Consider the following 25,799-nt stretch of genomic DNA (forward strand, 5'->3'; position numbering starts at 1 on the left):
TCCGGGAACACCCTTAAAAGTAATCAAAATCTTTATGACTGTAACTTTAGCTTGTTAAAATTCAGACACTTAACCTAAAAAAGGATATCGATAATCTTCCGGGGTCACAAAAGTCTCCTTTATCAGGCGTGGGGATACCCATCGCAATAGGTTTTGAGCAGAGCCCGCCTTGTCATTGGTCCCGGATGCCCTTGCTCCACCAAAAGGTTGTTGGCCCACGACCGCTCCCGTAGGTTTATCGTTTATATAAAAATTCCCTGCACAATTTTGTAAGGCTTTGGTAGCCTCGTCAATCGCATAACGGTCTTGTGAAAGTACGGCTCCCGTTAGGGCATATTCAGAAGTGCTATCTACCAACTTTAGCGTTTTGGACCAGTCCGCATCCTCATAAACATAAACGGTTACCACTGGTCCGAAAAGTTCCGTCTCCATTGTGGCATAATGTGGGTCGGTCGTTACAATAACCGACGGTTCTATAAAGTAGCCTTTAGATTTGTCGTAACCACCTCCAACGATAATTTCCGCTTCTTTATCATTTTTTGCTTGGTCAATGTATTTGGCAAGTTTATCAAATGAGGCTTCATGAATGACAGCGGTGATGAAGTTCCCCATGTCTTCGGGCGATCCCGGTTTGTTAAAAGAGGCCACATCCTTTTTAACCAAATCCAATATTTCTTTGGACGTGGATTTAGGTAGGTATACCCTGGATGCCGCACTACATTTTTGCCCCTGAAATTCAAAAGCGCCCCGCGTAATCGCCGTGGCAACTTGTTGAGGTTTTGCTGTGGGATGCGCAATGATAAAGTCCTTTCCGCCGGTCTCGCCAACAATTCTAGGGTATGTTTTGTAGGTATGAATATTGTTTCCTATCTGTTTCCAAAGTTCCTTAAATACATGAGTTGATCCCGTAAAGTGAATGCCGGAAAAATCTGGACTCGCCAAAACTGTTTCCGTTATCATTACCGGGTCTCCGTAGACAACGTTGATTACCCCATCCGGTAGTCCTGCTTCCTTGAATACATCTACGATGACCTTTGCGGAAAATATTTGGCTGTCACTTGGTTTCCATACCACCACGTTCCCCATCATGGCCGCACTTGCAGGCAGATTTCCTGCAATTGCCGTAAAGTTGAAGGGTGTAATGGCATATACGAATCCTTCGAGAGGTCTATATTCCACGCGGTTCCAAATGCCTTCGGACGAATAGGGTTGCTCTTCGTAGATCTGTGACATATATTCCACATTGAATCTCAAAAAGTCTATGAGTTCGCAAGCCGAATCAATTTCGGCCTGATGTATAGTTTTTGATTGCGCCAACATGGTCGCGGCATTTATTTTTGCACGATAAGGACCTGCAATAAGTTCGGCCGCTTTTAGGAAAACCGCAGCACGCTGCTCCCATGTCAAGTTTGCCCAAGCCTCCCTGGATTCTAGGCAGTTGGAAATTGCTTCCTCAACGTGTTTTTTTTCAGCAAGATGGTAGTTGCCCAAAATATGTTGGTGATCATGTGGGGGCGACATCGGTTTGGTGTTTCCGGTACGCACCTCCTTGGGGCCAATATACATTGGTATATCTACCGTGCTAGTGTAATAGGTTTTGTATTGCTTTAATACCTGTTCGCGCTCAGGAGTTCCTGGAGCATAACTTTTTATTGGCTCATTTATGGCGGCCGGTACTTGGAAAAATCCTTTGCCCATGGTCAATTTTTATTTTTAAAATTAGTAGTTGACCAAAAGTACTAAAAGGGGTTTGTTATAAAAACTAAATTGAGGTTAAAACCTATTTAGTTCAGGGCAAATGGGGCACTAAACTTGAATGTTGGGATATACACCCTAAAATTTTCCGTGGTGGTAAAGTTTATCATGTTGTAATGTCCCTTCATAGCTCCAATTGGAGAGGTTAGAAGACATCCCGAATTATAGGTGTGCGACTCACCGGGTTTAATAACAGGTTTTTTCCCTATTACCCCTTCACCATCCAAGGTTTCCACATCGTTCAAAGAGTCATAGATTCTCCAATGGCGTGACGTAAGTTGAACGGAATCCTTGCTCTGGTTTTCGATGGTAATGGTATATCCAAAAGCATAATGCATCTTGTAATTTTTGAAGAAAGTACCTTCAAAATTCGTTTTAACGGAAATCTTAATGCCTTTGGTAACTTGTGTTGTCATAATATCTAATAGGTAAACATACTACCTGCAAACAATAGTGCAGCTCCTATACCAGCTAAAATAACGAAAATTGTATTTAGGAAAATATATTTAACAATAGTTTTAAATCTGCCCTGTTGGTAAAAGTTCCGCATTGCCTTATAGAGGTAAACGGCGAAAATCAGGATAAATATAGCACTAGTGTCAATTCCAAAAACAGCATCGAACATATAGCTAATAATGAGCAAGATAAAGAACAATGATTGATTGTGAAAACTAAAGATTAAATGATCGGTATAAGTATATTTTTTTCTGATATATACCAACCAAATGAAGAGCGAGAAGACCGGTAAAAAGAAAAATGTGGTAAAAGGCAATTTGGAAAAAACGGAACTTATATAGGCCCCCGGCTGTCTTTTTACCCGTATCAAACTTTGCGCTGTATTGAAGGAAAAATTATTGTGCCAGGTGTCCTCTAACCCATATTTTGTCTTTGCTTCTTCAAATATGTAAAAAGTATCCTTCTCGATCAACGTTGTGAAAATTTCCTGTTTCCGAAAAAGTGATTCAAAAAATGGTTTCTGGTTGGCCGCTTCCACTTGCTTTTTTGGATCTTTCATAATGATGGAATCCCGTATCCTAATCCTTTCCGAAATAAGTCCATTTATGTTCAGGGAATCCAGCTGGGCCATGACTTCTTTTTTATCGGCCTCATTATCCCCAAAATCATAATCTTCTACCATGGAACTACCAAAATTTATAGGCAAGTCCTTGGAGTTGGAACCGTAACGGTTCAATTGATCAAAATTACCCGAAAGTCCAATGAGCAAAAAATAAATGATGGCCAAACTTAACAGAAACCTAAATGGATTGGTATAGGACATCCTTTTGCCCATGATATAGTCTGCGGTAATCCTACCGGGCCGTAAAAGCAAAGCCGCTAGGGTTCTAAGTAGTCTTGAGTCGTAGGAAATAATGTTGGAAAAAAACTCCTCGAAAAAATCCTTTAAGGTTAGTTTTTTAGTGCTGTTTGCCTGCGAGCAATGTGGGCAGTATTTATCGCTTATGTCCAAAGGGTGACCACAATTAAGGCATTCCACTCCCCTGTACCGAAGCTGGTAACGCCCTTTTGTATTAACGCTTGGTTTGGTCTCCATGGAATATGTTAGATTACAGGGACCCGATAAAATCAGTTACTGATGTTTCTGGAATTTGCGGAGCCCACTCCTATAATACTATCGTAAAGGTCTCCAAAATTTCTGTAATATACCAAGATCATGTAGTTGTTTTCCGTAAAATGAAAATTTCCGCCAACGGTATTCAAATTTATTTTGCCAGCTTCGTTTTTTGTAACGTATTTATAATTGTAAAAACCTTGCTTCAAAATCAAGGTGGCTTCCATCATTCCGTTATTCTCGTTGTAGGTCATTTTATTTTCCTCGGATAGGGCATAGTTATTGAATTTCCCAAAAATGTATACATCGTCAAGTCCTAATGCTTCTGTATATGGTAGGCTGAAATGGACCTTGGTGTATTCCGCTTCCCTAGAGGCATCGTCCCCTTGCAAGGTCCTAACCACAAAGTCCCCGTTGATATCCGGAAAGTAGGTGTAGGGTTCATTCGCCCTAAAATTGTCACTGAATAGATAATGATTGTAAAGGCGATCCCCTATTTCTATTCTTGCGATTTGGGAACTCGGGGCCCTTAGGTCACTGGTGTCGAACAACAAATATTCATTGCCCCCAAAAAATGCGGTTTCCTGATCATACCGGTACACCAGTTCAGCCCCCAAGGTGAACTGTGGCTTTATATTGTAGATGGCATTTTCCCAATAATTGTTTTGGATAATGGCAACTTTGACTTCCTGTTTTGGATTTACCAATTGAAAATTACCTGGATTGATCCTAAAATGAACCACCTGCTTTTCATTTAAAAAGTTGAAATCCCGCGAACGCTTTACCTCGGCACCAACTTTTACGACATCCTTATAAACAATGAACCTTCTTGAGAATTGGAGCACGTAACTACTGTTGTAGATTTCGATTAGGTAGTTACCGGTAACCCTTAAACGTACATTTTCATTTGGTATGGTAAGCTGATAGTTGGAATAGGTCTCCAACGTTGTGTAGCTATTTTCGTAATTTATGATTCGTTGATTATCGATACCGTCCAGATATTGGGATTTAAGAAGGTCCGATGGGGTCCAGTCATAATCACAATGGACTATCTTATAATAATAATCCTGTTCGTTTGCCAATAGGTCATCGAATTCCAATCGAAGGGTTTCCCCAATCTGAACTACAGGAAATTGATCGTCCGTAGGTCCTCTAAATATGACCGACTTAATATGGTCCGGGGGATTGATTTCCTCTTGTATCTGGGCCAACGCGCCTTGAATACAGAGAAGGCCAACAATTATTTGTTTAAGGAAAAATCGCATTTAACAATTAATATTTGGGTTAAAGGTAAACAAAAAGGATGCCTAAAAAATTTACCTCGATAGAATGCCTAATTTATGGTTAATTATTATGAAAACTTTTCATTTAGTAGTAAATTCGCAGCAAATTTTGTTAACCTAAGGTCTACAATAATATGTCAAAAGACATTCGAATTAAAAAAGGACTGGACATCAATTTGGTAGGAGCTTCCGAGTTGTCTACTTCCAAAGCGGTCCTAAGCAATGTTTACGCAATAAAGCTTGATGATTTTCACGGAATAACTCCTAAAATGTTGTTGAAGGAAGGGGCCGAGGTAAAAGCTGGAGAGCCATTGTTCTACAGTAAAGCCAATGAGAAAATGTTGTTCGTTTCTCCGGTAAGTGGTGAATTGGTGGAAATTGAGAGGGGCGCGCGTAGAAGGATACTCAGGTTGAAGATTTTGGCCGATAAGACCCAAGAGGTTGTTGAGCACAAAAAAATGGATTTGGAAAAGGCATCAGGTCAAGAGATCAAAACTGCCTTGTTGAAGGCCGGTTGTTGGCCTTTCGTAAAACAACGTCCCTATGATGTCATAGCCGACCCTAACACTACTCCAAAAGCTATCTTTATTTCTGGCTATGCCACGGCTCCATTGGCCGCTGACTTGGATTATGTTTTGAAAGGCAAGGAGGAGGAGTTGCAGACAGCTATAACTGCTTTAGGTAAACTTACTCCCGGAAAAATACATGTTTCCGTGGGTGCTTCCGGAAATTCGCCATTGTCGGGTTTAAAAGGAATCGAATTACATACAGTATCCGGCCCACATCCTGCTGGATTGGTCGGGACACAGATAAACAAAATTGACCCTATTAACAAAGGCGAGTTGGTTTGGACCGTTTCTCCCCAAGATTTGGTCATCATCGGGGAGTATCTCAATACGGGTAATTTCAATGCGGAAAGAATCGTGGCATTGGCTGGATCGTCCGTTAAATCTCCTAAATATTATAGTACTAAAATCGGTGCTGAAATCTCTACGTTCCTCTATGCTAGTGGTGTAAACGATGAAAACTTTAGAGTCATTAACGGCGATGTGCTAACCGGATCCAAAAGTGCCCCAGATGGTCATTTAGGTTTTTATAATAATACGGTTACTGTGATTCCGGAAGGTAATGATTATGAGTTGTTCGGATGGAACAAGCCTGTGTTTAATAAAGTTTCAACTACCAGGGCCTTGACTTTTTCTTGGTTACAGCCTAAAAAGAAATATGATTTGACCACAAACACTAATGGTGAACATAGGGCATTTGTGGTAACAGGGCAATATGAGGAAGTTTTTCCAATGGATATTTATCCCCTACAATTGCTAAAAGCATGTATGGTGAAGGATTTGGATGAAATGGAACAATTGGGGCTTTATGAAGTTGCACCTGAGGATTTTTCTCTAACTGAATTCATTTGTATTTCCAAACAACCCCATCAAAAAATTATTCGTGAAGGATTGGATTTATTGCAAAAAGAAATAGGATAAGATATGAGTTTAAAAAGTAAAATGCATGAGTTGAAAATGAAGTATCAAGGCAAAAAGATGGCGCCTGCTTTCAATGCCTTTCATACTTTTTTGTTCACTCCCAATGAAACTACCCATGGCGGTACGCATGTAAAGGCTGCTGACGACTTAAAGAGGACCATGAACACTGTGATAATGGCGCTTATTCCTGTGTTGCTGTTTTCCATGTTCAACGCGGGCTATCAGCATTATGCAGCCATTGATGCGGCCAATGGAACTCCAAGGTCATTGTCTTTTTTCGAAAACTTTTTGACATGGGACAATTTCTGGATTGGCATAATCAAAGTTTTGCCTTTGGTCGTTGTTTCCTATGGGGTAGGACTTATTGTGGAATTCATTTTTGCCGTAATTAAAGGGCATGAGGTCGAAGAGGGTTATTTGGTAACCGGAATGTTGGTTCCCCTGATCGTTCCCGTTGATACCCCGTTGTGGATGTTGGCCGTTGCCGTCGTTTTTGGAGTTGTAATTGGCAAGGAAGTATTCGGCGGTACCGGAATGAATATTTTGAACCCTGCCCTAACAATACGTGCATTCCTGTTTTTCGCGTATCCTACATGGATGAGTGGTGATAAGGTTTGGGTGCATGGTGCCGTGGAACGAGCAGGTGGTCCGGATGCCATTTCAGGTGAAACAATCTTAGGTTCCTTGGCCCAAAATGCCGAGGTGAGTTATTCAGTGTCCGATATGTTTTTCGGTTTTATTCCGGGTTCTGTTGGGGAAACTTCCACACTTTTGATATTGATTGGAGGCCTCTTTTTGATTTTCAGTAAGATTGCCAGCTGGAGGATAATGCTTAGTGCCGTAATTGGATCTTTGGTTATGGGTCTAATTTTCAACCAAGTGGTCGAAATGGGTTGGATTACCGAAACTAGTAAGTTTTATGGTTTAATGAGCTTTGAATTTTGGAAGCATCTGATTGTGGGCGGTCTGGCTTTTGGTATTGTTTATATGGCCACTGACCCTGTTACAGGTTCCCAGACCAATCGCGGTAAATGGATATATGGCTTCTTCATTGGTTTTATATCTGTAATGATTCGCGTTTTCAATCCCGCCTATCCAGAGGGTGTCTTCTTGGCGATATTGTTGATGAACGTGTTTGCGCCCACCATCGATCACTACGTGGTACAGGCAAACGTAAAACGAAGAATGAAGCGATTTAAGAATGCCGTTGTACTACCAAAGGATACGGACGGTAAGGCTGAAGAATTAAAAGTAGAAACGGTTTAATTATGGCAATAAATACAGATAAAAATGTGTATACCGTGGTTTTTGCCTCGGTCATGGTGGTCGTTGTAGGTTCAATACTTGCTTTTCTAGCTACAGGATTAAGCGGTAGAATCAACGAAAATATGCGTTTTGAGAAACAGCAAAATATACTCTATGCAATGGGTGTCAATGAAAATGCCGACGAAGGGAGCGTTAATTTTGTCCCAACAGATGAAGTTGAGAGTGAGTTCTCCCAATACATAACCGAGCAAATTGTTATCAAGGGGGATGAGGTCGTTGAAAACAAGGAAGCTTATTTGATCGATATGAAAAAGCAACTGGCCTTGGCTAAAAAGGGTCAAACTCCAGAGTTGCCATTGTTTATTGGTGAAAAGGAAGGAAAGAAATTTTATGTGATCCCCATGTACGGAAAAGGTCTTTGGGATGATATCTGGGGTTACATCGCCTTGGATAGTGAAATGGTAGTTCAAGGGGTATTCTTTGATCATAAAGGGGAGACTCCCGGATTAGGAGCCAATATTAACCAACGCTATTTCATGGATGACTTTTCAGGTGAAAGTATTATGGATGGTACTAAGTATGCGGGCATAAATGTTGCCAAAGGAAACAATGATCCCCTGAACAATGACAAGGACGATAATGAAGTAGACGCTTTGGCAGGTGCAACCATTACCGGCAATGGGGTTGCGGCCATGATCAAGGAGACCGTAAATCTTTACAAGGATTATTTACAAACAATTAGAACCAATTAATATGGCACTTTTATCAAAAAAGGATGCGAATCTTATAAAAGATCCCCTGGCGGATAACAACCCGATTACTATTCAGGTATTGGGTATCTGTTCGGCTTTGGCAATTACCGCAGAACTAAAGGCTTCCGTGGTTATGGCCATCGCGGTTATGTTCGTTTTGGGTGTGGGAAACGTAGTTATATCGGCTATGAGAAATATAATCCCTTCCAAGATTAGAATTATCGTACAGTTGATAGTGGTAGCCACCTTGGTAATTGTAGTGGATCAGGTGTTAAAGGCATTTGCTTATCCACTAAGTAAAACACTATCCGTTTTTGTAGGATTGATTATTACCAACTGTATCATCATGGGACGTTTTGAAGCCTTTGCCTTGGGAAATGGTCTTTGGAGATCATTCTTGGATGGAATAGGGAACTCCTTGGGTTATGGAATTATTTTGGTAATCGTAGGTTTCTTTAGGGAACTTTTGGGCTCAGGAACCTTATTTGGATTTCCAGTTTTGGGTGATCCAATTGAAAAGACTGGCCTTTATTCTATTGGCTATGAAAACAATGGATTCATGATTATACCTCCTGCGGCCCTCATTGTTGTTGGAATTATTATCTGGGTGCAGCGATCTAGAAATCCTGCATTGGTAGAAGAGAATTAAGAATACACTTACACATAATATTATGTTAGAGCATATAGAATTATTTTTTAGGTCCATTTTTATTGATAATATGGTATTCGCCGTATTCCTGGGGATGTGCTCCTATTTGGCGGTTTCCAAAAAAGTGGCCACGGCCGTAGGACTAGGGGCAGCAGTCATTTTCGTACTTGCTGTAACAGTTCCCATGAACTGGCTCTTGGATAAATATTTATTACAAGATGGAGCATTGGCCTGGTTGGGACCTGAGTATGCGGATTATAACCTAAGCTTTCTTTCTTTTATCTTGTTCATTGCTACCATTGCAACCATGGTACAACTTGTGGAAATCGTAGTGGAAAAGTTCTCACCGTCACTTTACAATTCCTTGGGGATTTTCTTGCCCTTGATTGCGGTAAATTGTGCCATACTTGGTGGATCACTTTTTATGCAGTCCAGGCAAATCGAAACCTTTGGATTGGCGTTTAACTACGGATTAAGCTCCGGTATTGGTTGGTTTTTGGCCATTTTGGCCATCGCGGCCATCCGTGAAAAAATCCGTTATTCCAATGTTCCAGCACCATTGAGGGGATTGGGGATAACCTTTATCATAACCGGATTAATGGGAATTGGTTTTCAAAGTTTCGGTGGTATGTTGACCGGTGGGGATGACGCAGCCGAAGATGCTCAGGAAACCGTAAATATCGAAACTCCAAAGAGCGAAGAAAAGGAAGTGACCAACCAAGAGGTAACTGAAAATAATTCTGAGATCGACAAAAAGGAAATCTCCTATAACGACGTAAAATAATTAGCATGATTTTAGCTGCAAGCACAGGCGGAACAATATTGATTACAGTAGTCGCTTTTTTAATTCTACTGATGATATTAGTGGCTTTATTATTGTTCACCAAGGAAAAATTATCCCCTTCAGGTCCCGTAACCATTACAATCAATGGTGAAAAAAAGATAGAAGTGGGATCGGGTAGTTCTTTACTTTCTACATTGGGAAATCAGAAAATATTTTTACCATCCGCTTGTGGTGGTGGTGGAACTTGTATTCAATGTGAATGCCATGTGCTTTCCGGTGGTGGAGAAGCACTACCGACCGAGACACCTCATTTTTCAAAAAAGGAATTGAATCATGGAGCGCGTTTGGCCTGTCAGGTGAAGGTAAAACAGGACATGGAAATTACCATACCTGAAGAGGTTTTCGGTATTAAGAAATGGAATGCCAAGGTGGTTAGAAATTACAATGTTGCCTCTTTCATTAAGGAATTTGTAGTTGAAATTCCAGAAGATATGAACTATAAGGCTGGAGGATATATTCAGATAGAGATTCCGGAGTGTGAAGTCAAATATGCGGATATCGATATCACGGCCCACCCAGAGGAACATGAAACTCCTGATAAGTTCAAGGCAGAATGGGATAAGTTCAATCTATGGCCTCTGGTGATGAAAAATCCGGAAACGGTAGAAAGGGCCTATTCAATGGCTTCCTACCCGGCTGAAGGACGCGAAATTATGCTGAACGTCCGTATTGCCACACCGCCATGGGATCGCAATAAAAATGGTTGGATGGATGTAAATCCCGGTATTGCTTCATCTTACATATTTAACCTGAAGCCAGGTGACGATTGTATTATATCAGGTCCTTACGGAGAATTCTTCATAAATGAATCAGATGCCGAGATGTTGTATGTTGGTGGAGGTGCAGGAATGGCCCCGATGCGTTCCCACTTATATCACCTTTTCAAAACATTAAAGACAAAAAGAAAGGTATCGTATTGGTATGGAGGTAGGTCTAAGCGAGAGTTGTTTTACTTAGACCATTTTTACCAGTTGGAAAAGGAGTTCCCGAATTTCAAATTTTATTTGGCCCTTTCCGAGCCTTTGGAAGAGGATAATTGGAAGGTCAAGGAAGATATCGATGCACCAGGGGACGGCTTCGTTGGATTTATTCACAATTGTGTGATAGACAATTATTTGAGTAAGCATGAGGCACCCGAGGATATTGAACTTTATTTCTGTGGTCCCCCGTTAATGAACAAAGCGGTTCAGAAAATGGGCGAGGATTTTGGTATTCCTGATGAAAACATTCGATTTGACGATTTCGGAGGCTAGTAAAAAAGGAAAACAAGAATATGTAAAAACCGATATGCATGCATGTCGGTTTTTTTTGGGGTGGGATTTATCGTTTCTTCTTAATCGGAAAAACACAGAGTTCACTAACTTTAGAAATGCCATTGAAAATAACTTTCAAATAGGAGGAATAAAACTTTGAATACATGCAACCATTATCGGAACAGGAACTTCATAATTTAGCCATGAATTTGGTGGGGAAGCAGCTTGTGGAAGATGGATACGAATTTCTAGCGGTCAACAGTGAACTTCGAAAGAACCCTCAATTCGTTTGTATAAAGGAAACAAAAATGAGTTTTGTGGTAGTGAAGGCCATTGAGTACCCAGGAGATCCGCAAGATTTGGATTTTTTTAGGGCCGATTTAAACAAAATGAGGGACCATGCCTTAAAATTTGAAGCGAAAACCTTTTATGCGCCGGTGGGCTTGGTAAATGCAAAGGATTACAATCTACCGGTGTACCTGAACGAGGAATATATCGTGGATTATGACGGTTTAATTGAAATTGAATAATGGGTAAATGGATGTGTTTGGCAGGAGTGCTCCTACTATTCTCCTGCACGGGAGGGATCGTTAGGAATCAGACTAGGGGAGAGGCCCTTGGAACTACGTACAATATTATTTATTTGGGGAATGCAAAGCTTGACTTCCAAGCTGAAATCGATTCCGTCTTCACAGTGGTCAATAAATCCTTATCGACGTATATTCCTGATTCGGATATTTCGAGAATAAACAGGGGTGATAGCCTGGTTGTAGTAGATCGAATGTTTCAAGAGGTTTTTGAGCTTTCCAGAAAGGTACACAAACAGACCAAAGGATATTTTGACCCAACGGTAGGTACTTTGGTAAACGCATGGGGCTTTGGGCCTGGGGAACAGATTTCCATGGATAGCCTTACCGTGGATAGTTTATTGCAGTATGTAGGCTTCAATAAAGTATCCATTTCACCTCAGAATAGGGTCATTAAGCAAAACCCGAATATTTATTTCGATTTTAATGCCATCGCCAAAGGATATGCAATTGATAGGTTGGCCGTTATGTTGGACAATAAAGGTATTGAGAATTACTTGGTGGAAGTTGGTGGGGAAGTAGTGGCAAAAGGGATTAACCTTGAAAAGGAAAAACCCTGGGTGGTGGGTATCGATGATCCCCAAGCGGAAATGGGTAGACAAATGAAATTGTTGATAAATATGTCCGATAGGGCTTTGGCTTCCTCCGGAAATTATCGGAAATACAGGGTGGATAGTATTTCTGGAAAAAAATATGTCCATACTATTGACCCTATTTCAGGTTACACTAAAAATTCAAATACACTGGGGGTGACCATTCTCGCGAATGACTGTGCAACGGCAGATGCCTACGCTACGGCATTTATGGCGATGGACCTGCACGAGGCCTTTAAAGTCATTAATTATAACAAAGACCTTGAAGCGTATATTATTTATTTGGATGAAAAGGGAGTTACCCAAGAATTTCTCACCAAAGGATTTAAGGAACTTTTGGTGGAATAGTTATTTTTTGACCAAAGGGATAATTTCTCCCTGGGCCAATCTGTATTTATCGACGTCCTCTGGGGGCATTTTAGAGGTCATGTCTATTTCGTAAACCCTAAAACCTACAGACCTTAACTTTTCAAAAAAGTCCCTACCATAGATGCGTACATGGTCGTATTGACCGAATATTCTAGCCCTTTCTTTTTTGTCCGTGATGGAATGGTCTTCAAAAGTTATTTCCCTACTTAAATCTTGGGGTATTTGGAAAACACCCCAACCGCCCGGTTTCAAAACCCTAAAAAGTTCATTTATGGCCTTGGTGTCATCTGGAATATGCTCCAGCACGTGATTGCAAAGAATAACATCAAAACTGTTACTTTCAAAAGGTAGGTTGCAGATGTCGGCTTTAACATCGGCCAAAGGCGAGTTTAGGTCGGTTGTGGTATACGCAAGATTTTTCAGCTTTTTAAATCTTTTATAAAAGGCCTGTTCCGGGGCAAAGTGTAATACCTTTAGGGTATCCTGAAAAAAATTGGTGTCGTTTTTCAAAAAAAGCCATAAAAGCCTGTGTCTTTCCAACGAAAGGGTAGAGGGAGAAAGCACATTTTCCCTAGGATTTTCATAACCATAGGGCAGAAAACTGCGGAACTTTTTCCCATCTATGGGATCTTCGTATTTGTTTCCGGAATAGTAAAAGGACAATATAGGCCGTACCCAATAGCTTAGCTTGATAAGCACTGGTCTTGGTATAAGGTTCAGAAAAAATTTGAAAATTTTCTTCATCTACCCGAAAAGCGAGCGTTGGTATTTTCCAATAGAAATCGGATTGTCTCTAAATTGCTCTTTAATAATATTTAAGATTGTAGCTTAGCCTGCTTAAACTCAAGCTCCTCATCTGATACAATACCCAGAGCATCATAAATGTATTGGAATGTGGATAGCAGCTCTGGTTTTCCGTTTACAATGGCCACATTATGCTCAAAATGCGCACTGGGTTTTCCATCTGCAGTGAGAATGGTCCAGCCATCCTTAAGTTGTTTAATGTTTTTTGTCCCCATATTGATCATAGGTTCAATGGCCACCGTCATACCTTCTACAAACTTTTTCCCGCGCCCTCTTTTTCCATAATTGGGCATTTCCGGACTTTCATGCAGTTTCTTGCCCAGTCCATGGCCAACAAGTTCACGTACCACACCATACCCATGGCTTTCACAATAATTTTGAATGGCAAAACCTACATCGCCAACCCTGTTGCCTACTTTGAATTCGCGAATACCAATGTAAAGCGATTCCTTGGTCACTTTCAATAATTGTTTTACCTCTGGGGCCACTTCGCCAACTTCAAAGGTATACGCATGGTCCCCATAAAATCCATTTTTAAGGGCACCACAGTCCACCGAAATAATATCCCCATCTTTAAGCGGTTCACCATTTGGGATTCCGTGGACTACTTGTGCGTTTGGGCTCATGTTCAAGGTATTTGGGAAATCGTACATTCCCAAAAAGCCTGGGGAAGCGCCGTGGTCCCTAATAAAGGTTTCTGCCAATTTATCCAAATAAAGGGCATTGACTCCTGGTTTTATTTCCGATGCCAACATGCCCAATGTTTTGGATACGATCAGGGCGCTCTCGCGCATGAGTTCTATTTCTTCTGCCGATTTTATTTTTACCATAAGTGCAAAAGTACGCTTATTTTGGATTAAGCTAGTCCACCAAGGATTTTTGGGTCATAAAGGGGGATTGTGCTACACCCATCAATTTTAAAATGGTGGGGGCGATATCCCCAAGAACACCGTCCTTGATATGCTTAACATCCTTGTCTACCAGAATTAATGGTACAGGATTGGTGGTATGGGCGGTATTGGGTGTTCCATCCGGATTTATCATCGTCTCACAATTTCCATGATCGGCAATGACCAACACGGAATAGTCGTTTTCGATGGCTGCGGTAATAACATCCTTGGCACATGCATCCACCGTTTCACAGGCTTTTATCGCTGCCTCCATAACCCCGGTATGGCCAACCATATCCGGATTGGCAAAATTGAGGCATACAAAGTCAACTTCCCCTTTTTTAAGTTCTGGTACAATGGCGTCCCGAATATCGTAGGCACTCATTTCCGGTTGTAGGTCGTAGGTAGCTACTTTTGGAGAAGGGCATAACAACCGCTTTTCTCCTTCAAAGGGTACTTCCCTGCCACCGCTAAAGAAAAATGTCACATGGGGGTATTTCTCCGTTTCCGCAATCCGTATCTGGGTCTTGCCGGCATTAGCAAGTACTTCTCCCAACGTTTCTTTTATATTTTCCTTGTCGTATACTACATGGACGCCTTTGAAGGAATCATCGTAGTTGGTCATGGTCACGTAGTAAAGATCGAGTTTGTGCATGTTTTGCTCATGCATATCCTCCTGACTGAGCACTTGGGTAAGTTCCCTACCTCGGTCCGTTCTAAAATTGAAGAATATGACAACGTCGCCCTCTTTGATTTGCCCAACAGGATGGCCTGAATCATTCACCATAACGATGGGTTCCACAAATTCGTCCGTTACATTGTTGTCATAACTGTTTTGGATGCTTTGAACAATATCCATGGATTTTTCCCCTTCGGCATTGACCATTACATCATAGGCTTTTTTTACCCGTTCCCAGCGTTTGTCACGGTCCATGGCATAATACCTACCAACAATGGATGCCAATTGCGCATTTGTTCCTGAACAGAACGAAACCAAATCCTGCAAAAATCCTTTACCACTTTTGGGATCTACATCCCTACCATCCGTAAAGGCATGGATAAACATATTTTTTACTCCGGATTCCGAACCTGCGGATATAAGCCCCTTCAAATGGTCAATATGGCTATGCACCCCACCATCACTCAAAAGACCCAAAAAATGAATTGGTTTATCGTTCGTATTCGCATATTGGAATGCATCCTTCAGTGCAGGTTCGTCCTTTAAGGAATTCTCCTTCACGGCCAAATTAATTTTTGCCAAGTCCTGATAGACGATTCTACCCGCTCCTAAGTTCATGTGTCCTACTTCGCTATTGCCCATTTGCCCCTCCGGAAGCCCAACGTTCATCCCGTCCGTGAGTAAATTCGCATTGGGGTAATCTTTATATAAACTGTCGATAAAAGGGGTATTGGCCTTGTCAACTGCCGAAACTTTTGGGTCTGGGGATTTGCCCCATCCATCCAATATCATTAAGATAACTTTCTTGTTCATTTGTAGGTCGTTAAATAGTATGTGTCAAAAATACTAGGATTCCCTAAGTATAACTAGAACTTGAATACTCTTTTTGCGAGAGAATGCGAAATTGTTAGAGAGTCTTACTTTAATTTACGGCTTTTGTTAAAATTTAGTTATATAAGTGTTAATCCTGTAACATAAGGCCATAAGGCCCGTCTATAATTATATAATAACAATCTATTCATCAATTAAAAATTCATTCATCATGAAAAAAACAATCCTAGCTTTGTCCATGGCGGTTCTGTTCATGGGCACTGGTCTTTTGGCCAACGCAACGCCCATCAAAAATCAAATCAAATTGGAAAAAAGCAAAGCGAACTATGACCTTAGTTCATTTTGTAAAGCGGTAATGCAGGGCGACATTGAAACCGTAGAGCGAATGATAGAATTGGGAGAGGACGTTAACAAAAAATCCTTGGGCATGACCCCCGCAATGTTCGCTGCACGTTACAACAAAGCGGAAGTACTTCAATTGCTTATTGATCACGGGGCCGATTTATCCGCAAAGAGTGACCAAGGATACTCCGTGGCCAAGTATGCAGAACTTTCAAATGCAACCGATGCACTTGCCGTGTTGGAGGGTGCTAGCGGCAGCTAAGGTGCAACAAATCATCAATCAAAAGACGAAAGGCCTGTTCCTTTATTGGATGGAACAGGCCTTTTTTCTTTCCTAAAAATGATGTTTCGTTTATTTGGCCAGCCAAAAGCGAACGGCCATATCCAATTTTTTCAAAAAGGGAATTGGGATTGGAAGCGCAGTGTTAAGAAAATATTGCCCCTTGTTAATTTTTTATTATTTTTTTCTTAAAATGAAATATCCATAAAATAGGATGATTAATTTTACGGATATAGTAAAAATGAACAACAATTTAATAACCTTATTATGAAAAAAATAATAGTATTAACCATTTCATTGGGAATTTTGAGTTTTTCCAGTTCCTATGCAGACGTCAATGTAGACGCACCTAGAAACCATACAATCGTAACGCCCATGAACGATAATATCAGTTCACTGTGCAAAGCGGCCATGCAAGGGGATGTGGACAAAGTAAGAAGCTTGATCGCCACCGGTGAAAGCGTAAACGAAAAGTCATTGGGCATGACACCTGCCATGTATGCGGCAAGGTACAACAAAGCAGAAGTGATGAAGGTATTATTGTTGAACCAGGCCAATTTGAACATAAAAAGCGACCAGGGCTATACGGTAAAGGAGTATGCGGAAATGTCCAAGGCTACGCATGTATTGGAAGTACTAAATTCCAATTCTTAATTTATTGGTATTATTTGAATTAGAAAAAGGCCCATCGAAACCGATGGGCCTTTTTATTCATAATATACTCTAAATAGTGTTCAAGTAAAAGAGTACCAATTAAAATTCAAAACCGTTTAAAGCCCTATGCGTGAAGGCATAAATGGCCATAAATAACATCAGGGCGCAGAATACGGAATAGACCTTTAAGATCACCACCAATATTTCCGGTTTGCAGTTTTCAAATGCGCCAACATAAAGATTCTTGAAGTGTGTAAGTGTTCCCATTATAGTGTCTTGTTTAGATACCAATAAACATCGGCATGTGTTACTAAATCAAAGCTATAAGGGTCAAATTTTAGTAGTTAAAGCGATTCGGGAATCATAAATATAGTAAAAAGGATAGGGCAATTAGTATATAAATCCGATTATACGCAAAATTTAACGTTTAACCTTCGTTCCTATATTTTTCTATGGCTTCCCTTATTTTTTCAATCCTGTTTTCCGGGTCGGGATGTGTACTCTGAAATTCAGGGACCCGGTTTGGCCCGGCGGCCGCCTTTAATATTTCCATGACCTTGATCATTTCATTGGGGTCATAGCCGGATTGTATCATGAACAAAACGCCCAGTTCGTCACTTTCCAATTCGTCGTCCCTACCATTGGTCAAAAGGGTATTCTGTCCGATGCTGCCTACAATATCGCCCATATCCGCACCTACGGAGGCTCCCATCGTCACTGTTTGCCAGAAGGTACTTTCCGCGATCCGTTCGGCGGAATGCCTACCAATCACATGCCCAATTTCATGGCCCAAAACCCCCGCAAGTTGGGCCTCGTTCAATTGGCGGAATAGGGCATAGGTAACAAAACACTGTCCGCCGGGCAAGGCAAAGGCATTGATCGTGCGGTCATCGGCCAACAGATGAAAATCGTATTTATAGGGTGTTTGTTGGGCGATGCTGTTATTCACCAAGCGGTTTCCAACGGCATCCACAAAGGCCTGTAATTTTTCATCGGGGTAGAGTCCGCCGTGCTGTTGGGCCATTTCCGGAGCGCTTTGCAATCCAATGGCGATTTCCTGCTCCGGGGACATGTTAATGGTTTGGGTACGGCCAGTATAAGGGTTTTCCTCCTTGTTGTTGCATTTTTGGATAAAGGCGAAGGCCACTATGGCCAAACCGATAAAAATTCGGATTTTCCAACTTCCTCTTCTCATAATGTTAGTGTTCTATAGTAGAACCTAATATACAAAAGAGTTACAGAAGTGCTCTATTGATGTCCAAAATATTGTTTTGGATATAACTGCGCAAAAAGGCCCGTGTAAAGTGCTCCGCACCATAAAACTCCTCTTTTTCAAGTAGGGCTACCACATTGATGCCCCGGTAGGCTTCCAACATGGGTATGGACAAAGGAGCGTAGCTATAGTGCCATGGCTCGTACTTGAATCCCCTTCTTTTTGGGTCGTCTGTATAGACCAAGTAATAACCGTAGGTTTCTGAATTCTTGTCCATCCATAACTTAAAGTCCTCATAAGGACCGCCGTTGCCATATTTTTCAGGGTCGAGTACATCGCCCTCCACATTCCTGTAACCATCGATTATATCGGCATCCGTGCCCCAATGGTGCCTGCTGGTTCCGGGAATGGTCGAATATTCGATTATTTTTTCAATGGCCGCCATGGGTTCCATACCTTCATCGGTATAGGTAATGTACTTGCGTTCAAAAATACCTTCCTGTCTACTGAAATCCCGGAAACTGGAAACTATTTTAAGGTCGATGCCATCTGAATAGGCCGCCTTTTTCATTTCCAAAAAAGCGTCGTGCGCTTCTTTTCGAAGGTTGATATCCTTTCCAAATAGTTCAATGTTGGCCTTTCCCATCAATTCTGCCGTGGAATAGCCCATGTCCTGCGTGATAAGGTTTGGAAGCAAGGAAAGCCCCAAGGCCGCTCCGCTACTTTTTTGGATAAAGGATCTTCGTTTCATAATATGGTTTCTATAATTATATAACTTAAAATTACTTAATTAATTATATTCGGTTACCATACTGGTAAAACTTCCAAGGCCTATTATTTATGGGCGGTTAAATATAAATATCCTTGATGTTTTATGTTAAGGTCGTTTAAACTGATAACATAAAAGTAAATTCCTGATGCCAAACCCGAATTTCTGGCAATTACTGATTCCCTGTTTGAAATTCCCTCGAACTCATTGTTGTAATTTGCCTTTGAATATACTAATATTCCATACCGGTCATATATCTGCAAGGAATTGTTTGGTGAATTTTCAATGCCATCAATAACCAGTCTATCGTTTATTCCATCACCATTAGGAGTCATGTAGTAATTGTCGAGGTCTATAGAAGATAAGCTTTGTAGCATACCTTTGTTCCCGCCCAGGGTAATAATTTTATAATCATTGGGTGTAAAAGTGTTCGAGGTAAGCTTGCCTTGGCTCATATTGCCTTCGAAGCCAGAATTTCCTAAATCCTCCCATTTCCTATTCCTACTGCTCCAACCTACTACCCTAAGTTCTGAAATGTCGTCGACTAGAATTCCAATGTTGCTTTCCCTGTTCCATGATAAGTCTACATAGGATGGTTTCTCTCCTTCTAAATGCCAGAATTCAAAGTTGCTGACGGAAAGGAATTCTGTTTCTAATTTTTTGGTGTCAAAAGATTCTCCAAAAACACTTGGACTATTTGGATTCTCATAATAATAAGCACTTTTTGCATAATCGTTAATTGTATTTGAAGTCAAAGTCAAAGGACGAAGTTTTGTACCGTCACCAATTGGAAAAGTAAAACTTTCCTTTCCTTGAATTGAAGCATATCCTTCTACGTGGTTCTGATTCCCTTCACCCACATAAAACGAATCGTTCAAGAAACTTATGTTGATTTCCGATTGTGAACGGGAAGTAAATAAATTACCTGTAATTAGGTTTAGATTGTTCAAAACACCCATTGTGTTTTCTAGATAAAACCCATGGTCAACCGCTACTTCAACATCAAAGAAAACCAGATTGGAATTTCCTGAAAGTACCAATTCCTTACTTTGATTATAGAACCCTACCAAACCCATGTTCTGATTAAAGGCCCCATCATTGATGACATCCATATGGAAACCAACGACACCTGTATCATGGATTTTTATGGTTCCGTAATTATGAAGAGCCTCTTGTCCTAAAACCATAAAACCTGAAAGGAACCCTAAGTTGCAGATTATATATTTAAATGAATTCCACATTATCTATAAGCTTCAAAAATGACAACAATACCGTCTGTAAAATTATCAGTGTTCAAAGTAAATCCATTAGTGTTAAAGCTTGTAACCCTTGCTGTTGTAAGTCCAAACTTATCACCATTTTGATTTGAATATCTGAGCCCAATAGAATGGGAACTGGAAGCATATCTGGAAATATCATTGATAGAATTACCACTGCCACCAATATAGATTACTTGTTCTGAGATAGTTCCGCTATCATTTCTTGCAAACCCTCTCATATTGCCAAAGGAGTTTGCTATTCCAGAATTATTGTTGCCGACTCCATTATCGGTGTCCATATCAAAATTTTCAACGTTTGCATAGGCCGTAAATGTTATTGAAGAGGGCTTAAAGGGCAATCCACTAATTGTGATATTACCTGTGGAGGTTATTCTAAAGGTTCCTACATAAACTCTAGGCAGGTTATCAACATAGATCTTCGTTGTTGCATCTTGTTCATTCGTTGGATTTCCCAAATCAATAATTTTCGTGTTGTTAGCTGAATTGCCTTCAGTTAACACCTCTTCTAGGGTTTGATCCTCCAAACCTGGATCACCTGTAGGACCCTTATCTCCGGTCTCGCCTTTGTCACCGGTCTCGCCTTTTTCACCTTTGTCTCCAGTTTCGCCTTTGTCACCGGTTTCACCCTTGTCCCCGGTTTCACCTTTGTCGCCGACATCGCCTTTTTCACCTTTGTCCCCGGTCTCGCCTTTGTCCCCAGTCTCGCCTTTGTCACCGGTTTCACCTTTATCTCCAATCTCCCCTTTGTCCCCGGTCTCGCCTTTGTCACCGGTCTCGCCTTTGTCACCGGTCTCACCTTTGTCGCCTTTATCACCAGTTTCACCTTTGTCACCGGTTAGGCCCTTGTCCCCAGTTTCACCTTTGTCCCCGGTCTCACCTTTGTCCCCGGTCTCACCTTTGTCCCCGGTCTCGCCTTTGTCCCCGGTCTCGCCTTTGTCCCCGGTCTCGCCTTTGTCCCCGGTCTCACCTTTGTCACCAGTTTCACCTTTGTCACCAGTCTCGCCTTTTTCACCGGTTTCACCTTTATCTCCGGTCTCGCCTTTGTCGCCGGTTTCACCCTTGTCCCCAGTTTCACCTTTGTCCCCAGTTTCACCCTTATCCCCGGTCTCGCCTTTGTCCCCGGTCTCGCCTTTATCTCCGGTCTCGCCTTTATCTCCGGTCAGACCCTTATCACCGGTCTCGCCTTTGTCACCAGTTTCACCCTTGTCACCAGTCTCGCCTTTTTCACCGGTTTCACCTTTGTCCCCAGTTTCACCCTTATCCCCAGTCTCGCCTTTGTCACCGGTTTCTCCCTTGTCCCCGGTCTCGCCTTTTTCACCGGTTTCACCTTTATCTCCGGTCTCGCCTTTATCTCCGGTCTCGCCTTTGTCACCAATATCTCCCTTTTCGCCTTTGTCCCCAGTTTCACCCTTGTCCCCAGTTTCACCTTTGTCCCCAGTCTCGCCTTTGTCCCCAGTCTCGCCTTTGTCCCCGGTTTCTCCCTTGTCCCCGGTCTCGCCTTTGTCCCCAGTCTCGCCTTTGTCCCCGGTTTCACCTTTATCTCCGGTCTCGCCTTTGTCACCGGTCTCGCCTTTGTCACCGGTTTCTCCCTTGTCCCCGGTCTCGCCTTTGTCCCCAGTCTCGCCTTTGTCGCCGGTTTCACCTTTGTCCCCGGTTTCACCTTTGTCCCCAGTTTCACCCTTATCCCCAGTCTCGCCTTTGTCACCGGTTTCTCCCTTGTCTCCGGTCTCGCCTTTGTCACCAGTCTCGCCTTTGTCACCAGTCTCGCCTTTTTCACCGGTCTCGCCTTTTTCACCGGTCTCACCTTTGTCGCCTTTATCACCAGTTTCACCTTTGTCACCGGTTAGGCCCTTGTCCCCAGTTTCACCTTTGTCCCCAGTCTCGCCTTTTTCACCGGTTTCACCCTTGTCCCCAGTTTCACCTTTATCCCCGGTCTCACCTTTATCACCGGTCTCGCCTTTGTCACCAGTCAGGCCCTTATCTCCGGTCTCGCCTTTTTCACCGGTCTCACCTTTGTCACCGGTTTCACCCTTGTCCCCGGTTTCACCTTTGTCGCCGACATCGCCTTTTTCACCTTTGTCCCCGGTCTCGCCTTTGTCCCCAGTCTCGCCTTTTTCACCGGTCTCACCTTTGTCGCCTTTATCACCAGTTTCACCTTTGTCACCGGTTAGGCCCTTGTCCCCAGTTTCACCTTTGTCCCCAGTCTCGCCTTTATCACCAGTTTCACCTTTGTCACCGGTTAGGCCCTTGTCCCCAGTTTCACCTTTGTCCCCGGTCTCACCTTTGTCCCCGGTCTCACCTTTGTCCCCGGTCTCGCCTTTGTCCCCGGTCTCGCCTTTGTCACCAACATCTCCCTTTTCACCCTTGTCCCCGGTCTCACCTTTGTCGCCTTTGTCCCCGGTTTCACCCTTGTCCCCGGTCTCGCCTTTGTCACCGGTCTCGCCTTTGTCCCCGGTCTCGCCTTTTTCACCTTTGTCACCGGTTTCACCCTTGTCACCGGTCTCACCTTTGTCGCCTTTGTCCCCTGTTGCACCTTTGTCACCAGTTTCACCTTTGTCACCGGTTAGGCCCTTGTCACCGGTTTCACCTTTATCTCCGTTCAGACCCTTATCCCCGGTCTCACCTTTGTCGCCTTTGTCCCCGGTCTCGCCTTTGTCACCGATTTCACCCTTGTCCCCAGTTTCACCTTTGTCCCCGGTTTCACCTTTATCTCCGGTCTCGCCTTTGTCACCAGTTTCACCTTTATCTCCGGTTTCACCCTTATCCCCAGTCTCGCCTTTGTCACCAACATCTCCTTTTTCGCCCTTTTCCCCGGTCTCACCCTTATCGCCGGTTGGTCCTTTATCCCCAACATCCCCTGAATCTCCTTTTTCTCCTTTTTCTCCTTGTGGACCCGTTAAGTCTGAGGATGTAAAAGAGGTACCATCACTATAGTTAATAGTAAAAGTTCCATTGTAATTATCTATAAAGGAAAATGTTCCTTCTTGGGTCGAATTGCATAAATTCTTCCATTGGCTGCCATTAAAATGATGTACACAGTTTGTATCTATATTATAGACAATGGCACCTTTTAGAGGTGAAATGGATTGCATTTGTGCTGTAGTCAGTCGGGTTAGAATAAATGCCTTGTTTGTACTTTCTAACTCGACAATAGAAGCTGAATTAATGCTGTTGGGGTTTTGTCCTATTTTTACCTGCCCGATGGAATAATGGGTAATAAACAATAGCAAGAGCGGTAGAAATCTTTTTATAAACATTTGTGATTCAGAATATCAATTATCACAATAAAGGTATTCCACAAAATTCCGGGTATATATATTTTGTTGTGAAGTGAAGCATCCTTGTTGTGAAAGCCAAAAAGGCTTTCAATCAAAGTATTTATTGGTCTTTCGTCGATAAATTGGAGTTATGACACCCAGACCTTATCCACTATTTAAATCGATAAACTGTAAACAAGAAAAACTACCTCGCGAGGTACAGAAAGCCCTGATACTTTAAATCAAGGTCCAACATGTCTATCGTATAAAAATACACCCCAATGGGTAGGCCCTCTTCCCGACCGAATACAATGTTGCCGACATTGGAAAACCCTTCGAATTCATCCACGTAGTTCGCCTGTTCGAATACCTTTAGTCCAAAACGGTCGTAGATGCGCACCATATTGTTGGGCGATTCCGCCAACTCCTCCACAAAAAAGCGGTCGTTGATACCATCCCCGTTGGGCGAAACAAAAAAGTTGTCCAAGGTAAGCACTTCTTTTTCCAAAGGTTCAAAAGGTATTTGCGACACGCCAAGGGTGATGATTTCATAATCGTTGGGAACAAAGGTTGCCGAAGTTGTAAACCCCTGCTCCAAATCGCCCATAACAAAAGTGGCCTCCAAGTTGATCCACCGTTGGGACACTTTGCTCCAACCCACGGGAATGATGGTCGTGGCATTATCGGTTAGGTTGGCCATGTTGCTTTCCCTGTTCCAAGAGATGGAAATGGTGGAAGGAACGCTGCCTTCCAAGCGCCAAAATTCCGTATTGGAAACGGCTGCGATGTCCACGTCCAACGCCTCAATGCTGAAGTTGCCCGGTATGACCGACTGTGTACTTGGATTTTGGAAAAAATAGGCACATTTGGCAAAGGGATTTACGCCTTCAGAATTCAAGGTCAGGGGCCGCAAAGCGTCGTTGCTGCCCACGGGAAACATAAAATCCTGTTTGTTGGTGATGGCCGCATAACCGTTTATTTTTTGAAGGTTGCCTTCCCCGTTGTAAAAGGCATCCGCCAAGAAGTTGTAGTACACCGCAGGGTTCGCTTTTGGGGTAAAAACATCCCCGAAAATGAAATTTGTGTTGTTACGGGTATCCAGACCCAAGGTTAGAATGAGGTCGTTTTCAACGGCCACTTCCACATCGTAGAACAACGGGACCACGGTACCAAAGACCGAAACGTTCTCCCCGTAAAACCCTACGAGGCCCCGGTTTTCGTCAAAGGGGACATCGTTAATCAGGTCCGTATGAAAACCCAGATTGCCCCCGTCATGGATGCGGAGGTTTCCATTGTTGTATAGTGCCGTTTGGGCGGTTAGGCCTCCCAATCCAAAAAGTACCGATATAAAAACAAGGATTCTCATGGGCTATTCCTTTTTGGAGAGCATTTTTTTAATGGCTTCTACTTGGATTTTTAGCGCTTCCAGCTCTTTGGAAAGTTCCAAATTCTCTTCCTGTAACGCTTCTATTTTCTTCTCCTGTTCTATAGTATGGAGGAAAAGTTCCTCAATTTTTTCGAGGTTTTTTAAAGCACCTTCTGTAAGGTTCCAGTTACCTTGTTTCTGGATTTCTTTTACCGATTTAATTCCTGGAAGATGATTATTATCTTTTACAAATTGTTCGATTTCATCAAGATCTTTAAAAGTATAATTATCATTTAAAGGTGATTTTCCTAAAAAATATTTCTGAAAAACATAGTCTGGATATACATTGGCTGCGGTTATAAAACTATTGCCATATACATCCCCGGTTGTAATTAAATCTTGTGCACCAAAATTTGGATTTGCTGGTGGTAGTGCTACAGTACCGCCTCCGTTCGATAGGGTCAGGTCGTTTCCTGCAATGGAAAGCGTTTGTATCTCGTTGGTGATGCTTCCGTCCACCTCGGTGGTCAGGTAACCGTTGTTTGCGACAAAGCCGTCCACTGCGGCCTCGTCCAGTACGTTGTCGATATTGTCGATGAACCCTGCTGGAATACCAGTCAGAGTGGACCAGTCCGCCACCCCCGCACTTGGAATGGTGACGGTGCCGCCTCCGTTCGATAGGGTCAGGTCGTTTCCTGCAATGGAAAGCGTTTGTATCTCGTTGGTGATGCTTCCGTCCACCTCGGCGGTCAGATAACCGTTGTTCGCGACAAATCCGTCCACTGCGGCCTCGTCAAGAACGTCGTCCGTATCGTCGGCAAACCCTGCTGGTATTCCTGTCAAAGTCGACCAATCGGCGGCTCCCGCAGCTGGAATGGTAACAGTTCCGCCTCCGTTCGATAGTGTCAGGTCGTTTCCTGCAATTGAAAGTGTTTGTATCTCGTTGGTGATGCTTCCGTCCACCTCGGCGGTCAGATAACCGTTGTTCGCGACAAATCCGTCCACTGCGGCCTCGTCAAGAACGTC

General features: G+C 42.6%; 23 protein-coding genes and 1 pseudogene. 10 read left to right on the top strand and 14 right to left on the bottom strand.

Going from position 1 to position 25,799, the window contains the following annotated elements:
- Positions 1 to 69: 69 nt before the first annotated feature.
- The 4 genes from pruA to PP181_RS14350 form a co-directional block, all read right to left on the bottom strand.
- Entirely contained in the window at positions 70 to 1,698 is a 1,629-nt protein-coding gene (gene pruA, locus PP181_RS14335; RefSeq protein ID WP_154920668.1) for an L-glutamate gamma-semialdehyde dehydrogenase, read from the bottom strand.
- 86 nt (positions 1,699 to 1,784) lie between these two features.
- The gene (gene apaG / locus PP181_RS14340) at positions 1,785 to 2,171 is read right to left on the bottom strand and encodes a Co2+/Mg2+ efflux protein ApaG (RefSeq protein ID WP_138259372.1); all 387 of its coding nucleotides are present in this window, start codon (positions 2,169 to 2,171) and stop codon (positions 1,785 to 1,787) included.
- Between the two features lie 5 nt (positions 2,172 to 2,176).
- Positions 2,177 to 3,307, bottom strand: coding sequence for a DUF3667 domain-containing protein (locus tag PP181_RS14345; RefSeq protein WP_272637598.1), 1,131 nt, complete (start codon positions 3,305 to 3,307; stop codon positions 2,177 to 2,179).
- A 32-nt stretch (positions 3,308 to 3,339) separates the two neighbouring features.
- Complete coding sequence (locus PP181_RS14350) at positions 3,340 to 4,590, bottom strand: type IX secretion system plug protein (RefSeq protein WP_272637599.1); 1,251 nt, start codon at positions 4,588 to 4,590, stop codon at positions 3,340 to 3,342.
- 152 nt (positions 4,591 to 4,742) lie between these two features.
- Between PP181_RS14350 and PP181_RS14355 the strand changes: the two genes are divergently transcribed.
- From PP181_RS14355 to PP181_RS14390, 8 genes are all read left to right on the top strand, one after another.
- A complete protein-coding gene (locus tag PP181_RS14355) occupies positions 4,743 to 6,095 on the top strand; it encodes a Na(+)-translocating NADH-quinone reductase subunit A (protein ID WP_272637600.1) in 1,353 nt (450 codons plus the stop codon).
- Positions 6,096 to 6,098: 3 nt separating this feature from the next.
- Entirely contained in the window at positions 6,099 to 7,361 is a 1,263-nt protein-coding gene (locus PP181_RS14360) for an NADH:ubiquinone reductase (Na(+)-transporting) subunit B (RefSeq protein WP_138259376.1), read from the top strand.
- 2 nt (positions 7,362 to 7,363) lie between these two features.
- Complete coding sequence (locus PP181_RS14365; RefSeq protein WP_154920671.1) at positions 7,364 to 8,113, top strand: Na(+)-translocating NADH-quinone reductase subunit C; 750 nt, start codon at positions 7,364 to 7,366, stop codon at positions 8,111 to 8,113.
- A gap of 1 nt (position 8,114) precedes the next feature.
- Positions 8,115 to 8,762: an NADH:ubiquinone reductase (Na(+)-transporting) subunit D gene (locus PP181_RS14370; RefSeq protein ID WP_138259378.1), complete on the top strand. Its 648-nt coding sequence runs from the start codon at positions 8,115 to 8,117 to the stop codon at positions 8,760 to 8,762.
- Positions 8,763 to 8,784: 22 nt separating this feature from the next.
- Positions 8,785 to 9,546, top strand: coding sequence for an NADH:ubiquinone reductase (Na(+)-transporting) subunit E (gene nqrE, locus PP181_RS14375; RefSeq protein ID WP_272637601.1), 762 nt, complete (start codon positions 8,785 to 8,787; stop codon positions 9,544 to 9,546).
- A gap of 5 nt (positions 9,547 to 9,551) precedes the next feature.
- A complete protein-coding gene (nqrF, locus tag PP181_RS14380; protein WP_138259380.1) occupies positions 9,552 to 10,859 on the top strand; it encodes an NADH:ubiquinone reductase (Na(+)-transporting) subunit F in 1,308 nt (435 codons plus the stop codon).
- A 164-nt stretch (positions 10,860 to 11,023) separates the two neighbouring features.
- On the top strand, positions 11,024 to 11,389 hold the full coding sequence (locus tag PP181_RS14385; RefSeq protein WP_138259381.1) for a Na(+)-translocating NADH-quinone reductase subunit F: 366 nt from the start codon (positions 11,024 to 11,026) through the stop codon (positions 11,387 to 11,389).
- A complete protein-coding gene (locus tag PP181_RS14390; RefSeq protein ID WP_272637602.1) occupies positions 11,389 to 12,387 on the top strand; it encodes an FAD:protein FMN transferase in 999 nt (332 codons plus the stop codon). Before PP181_RS14385 ends, PP181_RS14390 begins: the two co-directional genes overlap by 1 nt.
- Here PP181_RS14390 and PP181_RS14395 read toward each other — a convergent pair whose 3' ends face one another.
- The 3 genes from PP181_RS14395 to gpmI form a co-directional block, all read right to left on the bottom strand.
- Positions 12,388 to 13,152 carry a class I SAM-dependent methyltransferase gene (locus PP181_RS14395; protein WP_272637603.1) on the bottom strand — a complete coding sequence of 255 codons (765 nt, stop codon included), beginning with the start codon at positions 13,150 to 13,152 and terminating at the stop codon, positions 12,388 to 12,390. It abuts the gene before it with no gap.
- A 71-nt stretch (positions 13,153 to 13,223) separates the two neighbouring features.
- Complete coding sequence (map, locus tag PP181_RS14400) at positions 13,224 to 14,042, bottom strand: type I methionyl aminopeptidase (RefSeq protein ID WP_272637604.1); 819 nt, start codon at positions 14,040 to 14,042, stop codon at positions 13,224 to 13,226.
- 31 nt (positions 14,043 to 14,073) lie between these two features.
- Positions 14,074 to 15,594, bottom strand: a complete 1,521-nt coding sequence (gpmI, locus tag PP181_RS14405) for a 2,3-bisphosphoglycerate-independent phosphoglycerate mutase (RefSeq protein WP_272637605.1) — start codon at positions 15,592 to 15,594, stop codon at positions 14,074 to 14,076.
- Positions 15,595 to 15,823: 229 nt separating this feature from the next.
- Between gpmI and PP181_RS14410 the strand changes: the two genes are divergently transcribed.
- Both PP181_RS14410 and PP181_RS14415 read left to right on the top strand, forming a co-directional pair.
- Complete coding sequence (locus tag PP181_RS14410) at positions 15,824 to 16,216, top strand: ankyrin repeat domain-containing protein (protein WP_154920677.1); 393 nt, start codon at positions 15,824 to 15,826, stop codon at positions 16,214 to 16,216.
- A 285-nt stretch (positions 16,217 to 16,501) separates the two neighbouring features.
- Positions 16,502 to 16,888, top strand: a complete 387-nt coding sequence (locus tag PP181_RS14415) for an ankyrin repeat domain-containing protein (RefSeq protein ID WP_272637606.1) — start codon at positions 16,502 to 16,504, stop codon at positions 16,886 to 16,888.
- Between the two features lie 99 nt (positions 16,889 to 16,987).
- Here PP181_RS14415 and PP181_RS14420 read toward each other — a convergent pair whose 3' ends face one another.
- From PP181_RS14420 to PP181_RS14450, 7 genes and pseudogenes are all read right to left on the bottom strand, one after another.
- Positions 16,988 to 17,155, bottom strand: coding sequence for a DUF6747 family protein (locus tag PP181_RS14420; protein ID WP_162850219.1), 168 nt, complete (start codon positions 17,153 to 17,155; stop codon positions 16,988 to 16,990).
- A 160-nt stretch (positions 17,156 to 17,315) separates the two neighbouring features.
- On the bottom strand, positions 17,316 to 18,083 hold the full coding sequence (locus PP181_RS14425; protein WP_272637607.1) for a M48 family metalloprotease: 768 nt from the start codon (positions 18,081 to 18,083) through the stop codon (positions 17,316 to 17,318).
- 40 nt (positions 18,084 to 18,123) lie between these two features.
- Entirely contained in the window at positions 18,124 to 18,852 is a 729-nt protein-coding gene (locus tag PP181_RS14430) for a M15 family metallopeptidase (RefSeq protein WP_272637608.1), read from the bottom strand.
- Between the two features lie 83 nt (positions 18,853 to 18,935).
- Positions 18,936 to 20,111, bottom strand: a complete 1,176-nt coding sequence (locus PP181_RS14435; RefSeq protein WP_272637609.1) for a gliding motility-associated C-terminal domain-containing protein — start codon at positions 20,109 to 20,111, stop codon at positions 18,936 to 18,938.
- The gene (locus tag PP181_RS14440; RefSeq protein ID WP_272637610.1) at positions 20,111 to 23,380 is read right to left on the bottom strand and encodes a hypothetical protein; all 3,270 of its coding nucleotides are present in this window, start codon (positions 23,378 to 23,380) and stop codon (positions 20,111 to 20,113) included. Before PP181_RS14440 ends, PP181_RS14435 begins: the two co-directional genes overlap by 1 nt.
- 232 nt (positions 23,381 to 23,612) lie before the next feature.
- Entirely contained in the window at positions 23,613 to 24,773 is a 1,161-nt protein-coding gene (locus tag PP181_RS14445) for a gliding motility-associated C-terminal domain-containing protein (protein ID WP_272637611.1), read from the bottom strand.
- 3 nt (positions 24,774 to 24,776) lie between these two features.
- Positions 24,777 to 25,799 (bottom strand): annotated as a pseudogene (locus PP181_RS14450) (hypothetical protein); the annotation flags it as partial.

It is taken from the genome of Maribacter sp. PR66, from assembly GCF_028464205.1.
Lineage (GTDB): Bacteria > Bacteroidota > Bacteroidia > Flavobacteriales > Flavobacteriaceae > Maribacter > Maribacter flavus.

Coding starts and splice junctions, on each gene's coding strand:
- PP181_RS14360 (WP_138259376.1), top strand. CDS start 6,099: ATGAGTTTAAAAAGTAAAATGCATGAGTTGAAAATGAAGTATCAAGGC.
- PP181_RS14365 (WP_154920671.1), top strand. CDS start 7,364: ATGGCAATAAATACAGATAAAAATGTGTATACCGTGGTTTTTGCCTCG.
- PP181_RS14445 (WP_272637611.1), bottom strand. CDS start 24,773: ATGAGAATCCTTGTTTTTATATCGGTACTTTTTGGATTGGGAGGCCTA.
- PP181_RS14415 (WP_272637606.1), top strand. CDS start 16,502: ATGAAAAAAATAATAGTATTAACCATTTCATTGGGAATTTTGAGTTTT.
- PP181_RS14390 (WP_272637602.1), top strand. CDS start 11,389: ATGGGTAAATGGATGTGTTTGGCAGGAGTGCTCCTACTATTCTCCTGC.
- apaG (WP_138259372.1), bottom strand. CDS start 2,171: ATGACAACACAAGTTACCAAAGGCATTAAGATTTCCGTTAAAACGAAT.
- nqrF (WP_138259380.1), top strand. CDS start 9,552: ATGATTTTAGCTGCAAGCACAGGCGGAACAATATTGATTACAGTAGTC.
- PP181_RS14410 (WP_154920677.1), top strand. CDS start 15,824: ATGAAAAAAACAATCCTAGCTTTGTCCATGGCGGTTCTGTTCATGGGC.
- PP181_RS14385 (WP_138259381.1), top strand. CDS start 11,024: ATGCAACCATTATCGGAACAGGAACTTCATAATTTAGCCATGAATTTG.
- PP181_RS14370 (WP_138259378.1), top strand. CDS start 8,115: ATGGCACTTTTATCAAAAAAGGATGCGAATCTTATAAAAGATCCCCTG.
- PP181_RS14395 (WP_272637603.1), bottom strand. CDS start 13,152: ATGAAGAAAATTTTCAAATTTTTTCTGAACCTTATACCAAGACCAGTG.
- gpmI (WP_272637605.1), bottom strand. CDS start 15,594: ATGAACAAGAAAGTTATCTTAATGATATTGGATGGATGGGGCAAATCC.
- PP181_RS14430 (WP_272637608.1), bottom strand. CDS start 18,852: ATGAAACGAAGATCCTTTATCCAAAAAAGTAGCGGAGCGGCCTTGGGG.
- PP181_RS14355 (WP_272637600.1), top strand. CDS start 4,743: ATGTCAAAAGACATTCGAATTAAAAAAGGACTGGACATCAATTTGGTA.
- PP181_RS14420 (WP_162850219.1), bottom strand. CDS start 17,155: ATGGGAACACTTACACACTTCAAGAATCTTTATGTTGGCGCATTTGAA.
- PP181_RS14425 (WP_272637607.1), bottom strand. CDS start 18,083: ATGAGAAGAGGAAGTTGGAAAATCCGAATTTTTATCGGTTTGGCCATA.
- PP181_RS14345 (WP_272637598.1), bottom strand. CDS start 3,307: ATGGAGACCAAACCAAGCGTTAATACAAAAGGGCGTTACCAGCTTCGG.
- map (WP_272637604.1), bottom strand. CDS start 14,042: ATGGTAAAAATAAAATCGGCAGAAGAAATAGAACTCATGCGCGAGAGC.
- pruA (WP_154920668.1), bottom strand. CDS start 1,698: ATGGGCAAAGGATTTTTCCAAGTACCGGCCGCCATAAATGAGCCAATA.
- PP181_RS14350 (WP_272637599.1), bottom strand. CDS start 4,590: ATGCGATTTTTCCTTAAACAAATAATTGTTGGCCTTCTCTGTATTCAA.
- PP181_RS14435 (WP_272637609.1), bottom strand. CDS start 20,111: ATGTGGAATTCATTTAAATATATAATCTGCAACTTAGGGTTCCTTTCA.
- nqrE (WP_272637601.1), top strand. CDS start 8,785: ATGTTAGAGCATATAGAATTATTTTTTAGGTCCATTTTTATTGATAAT.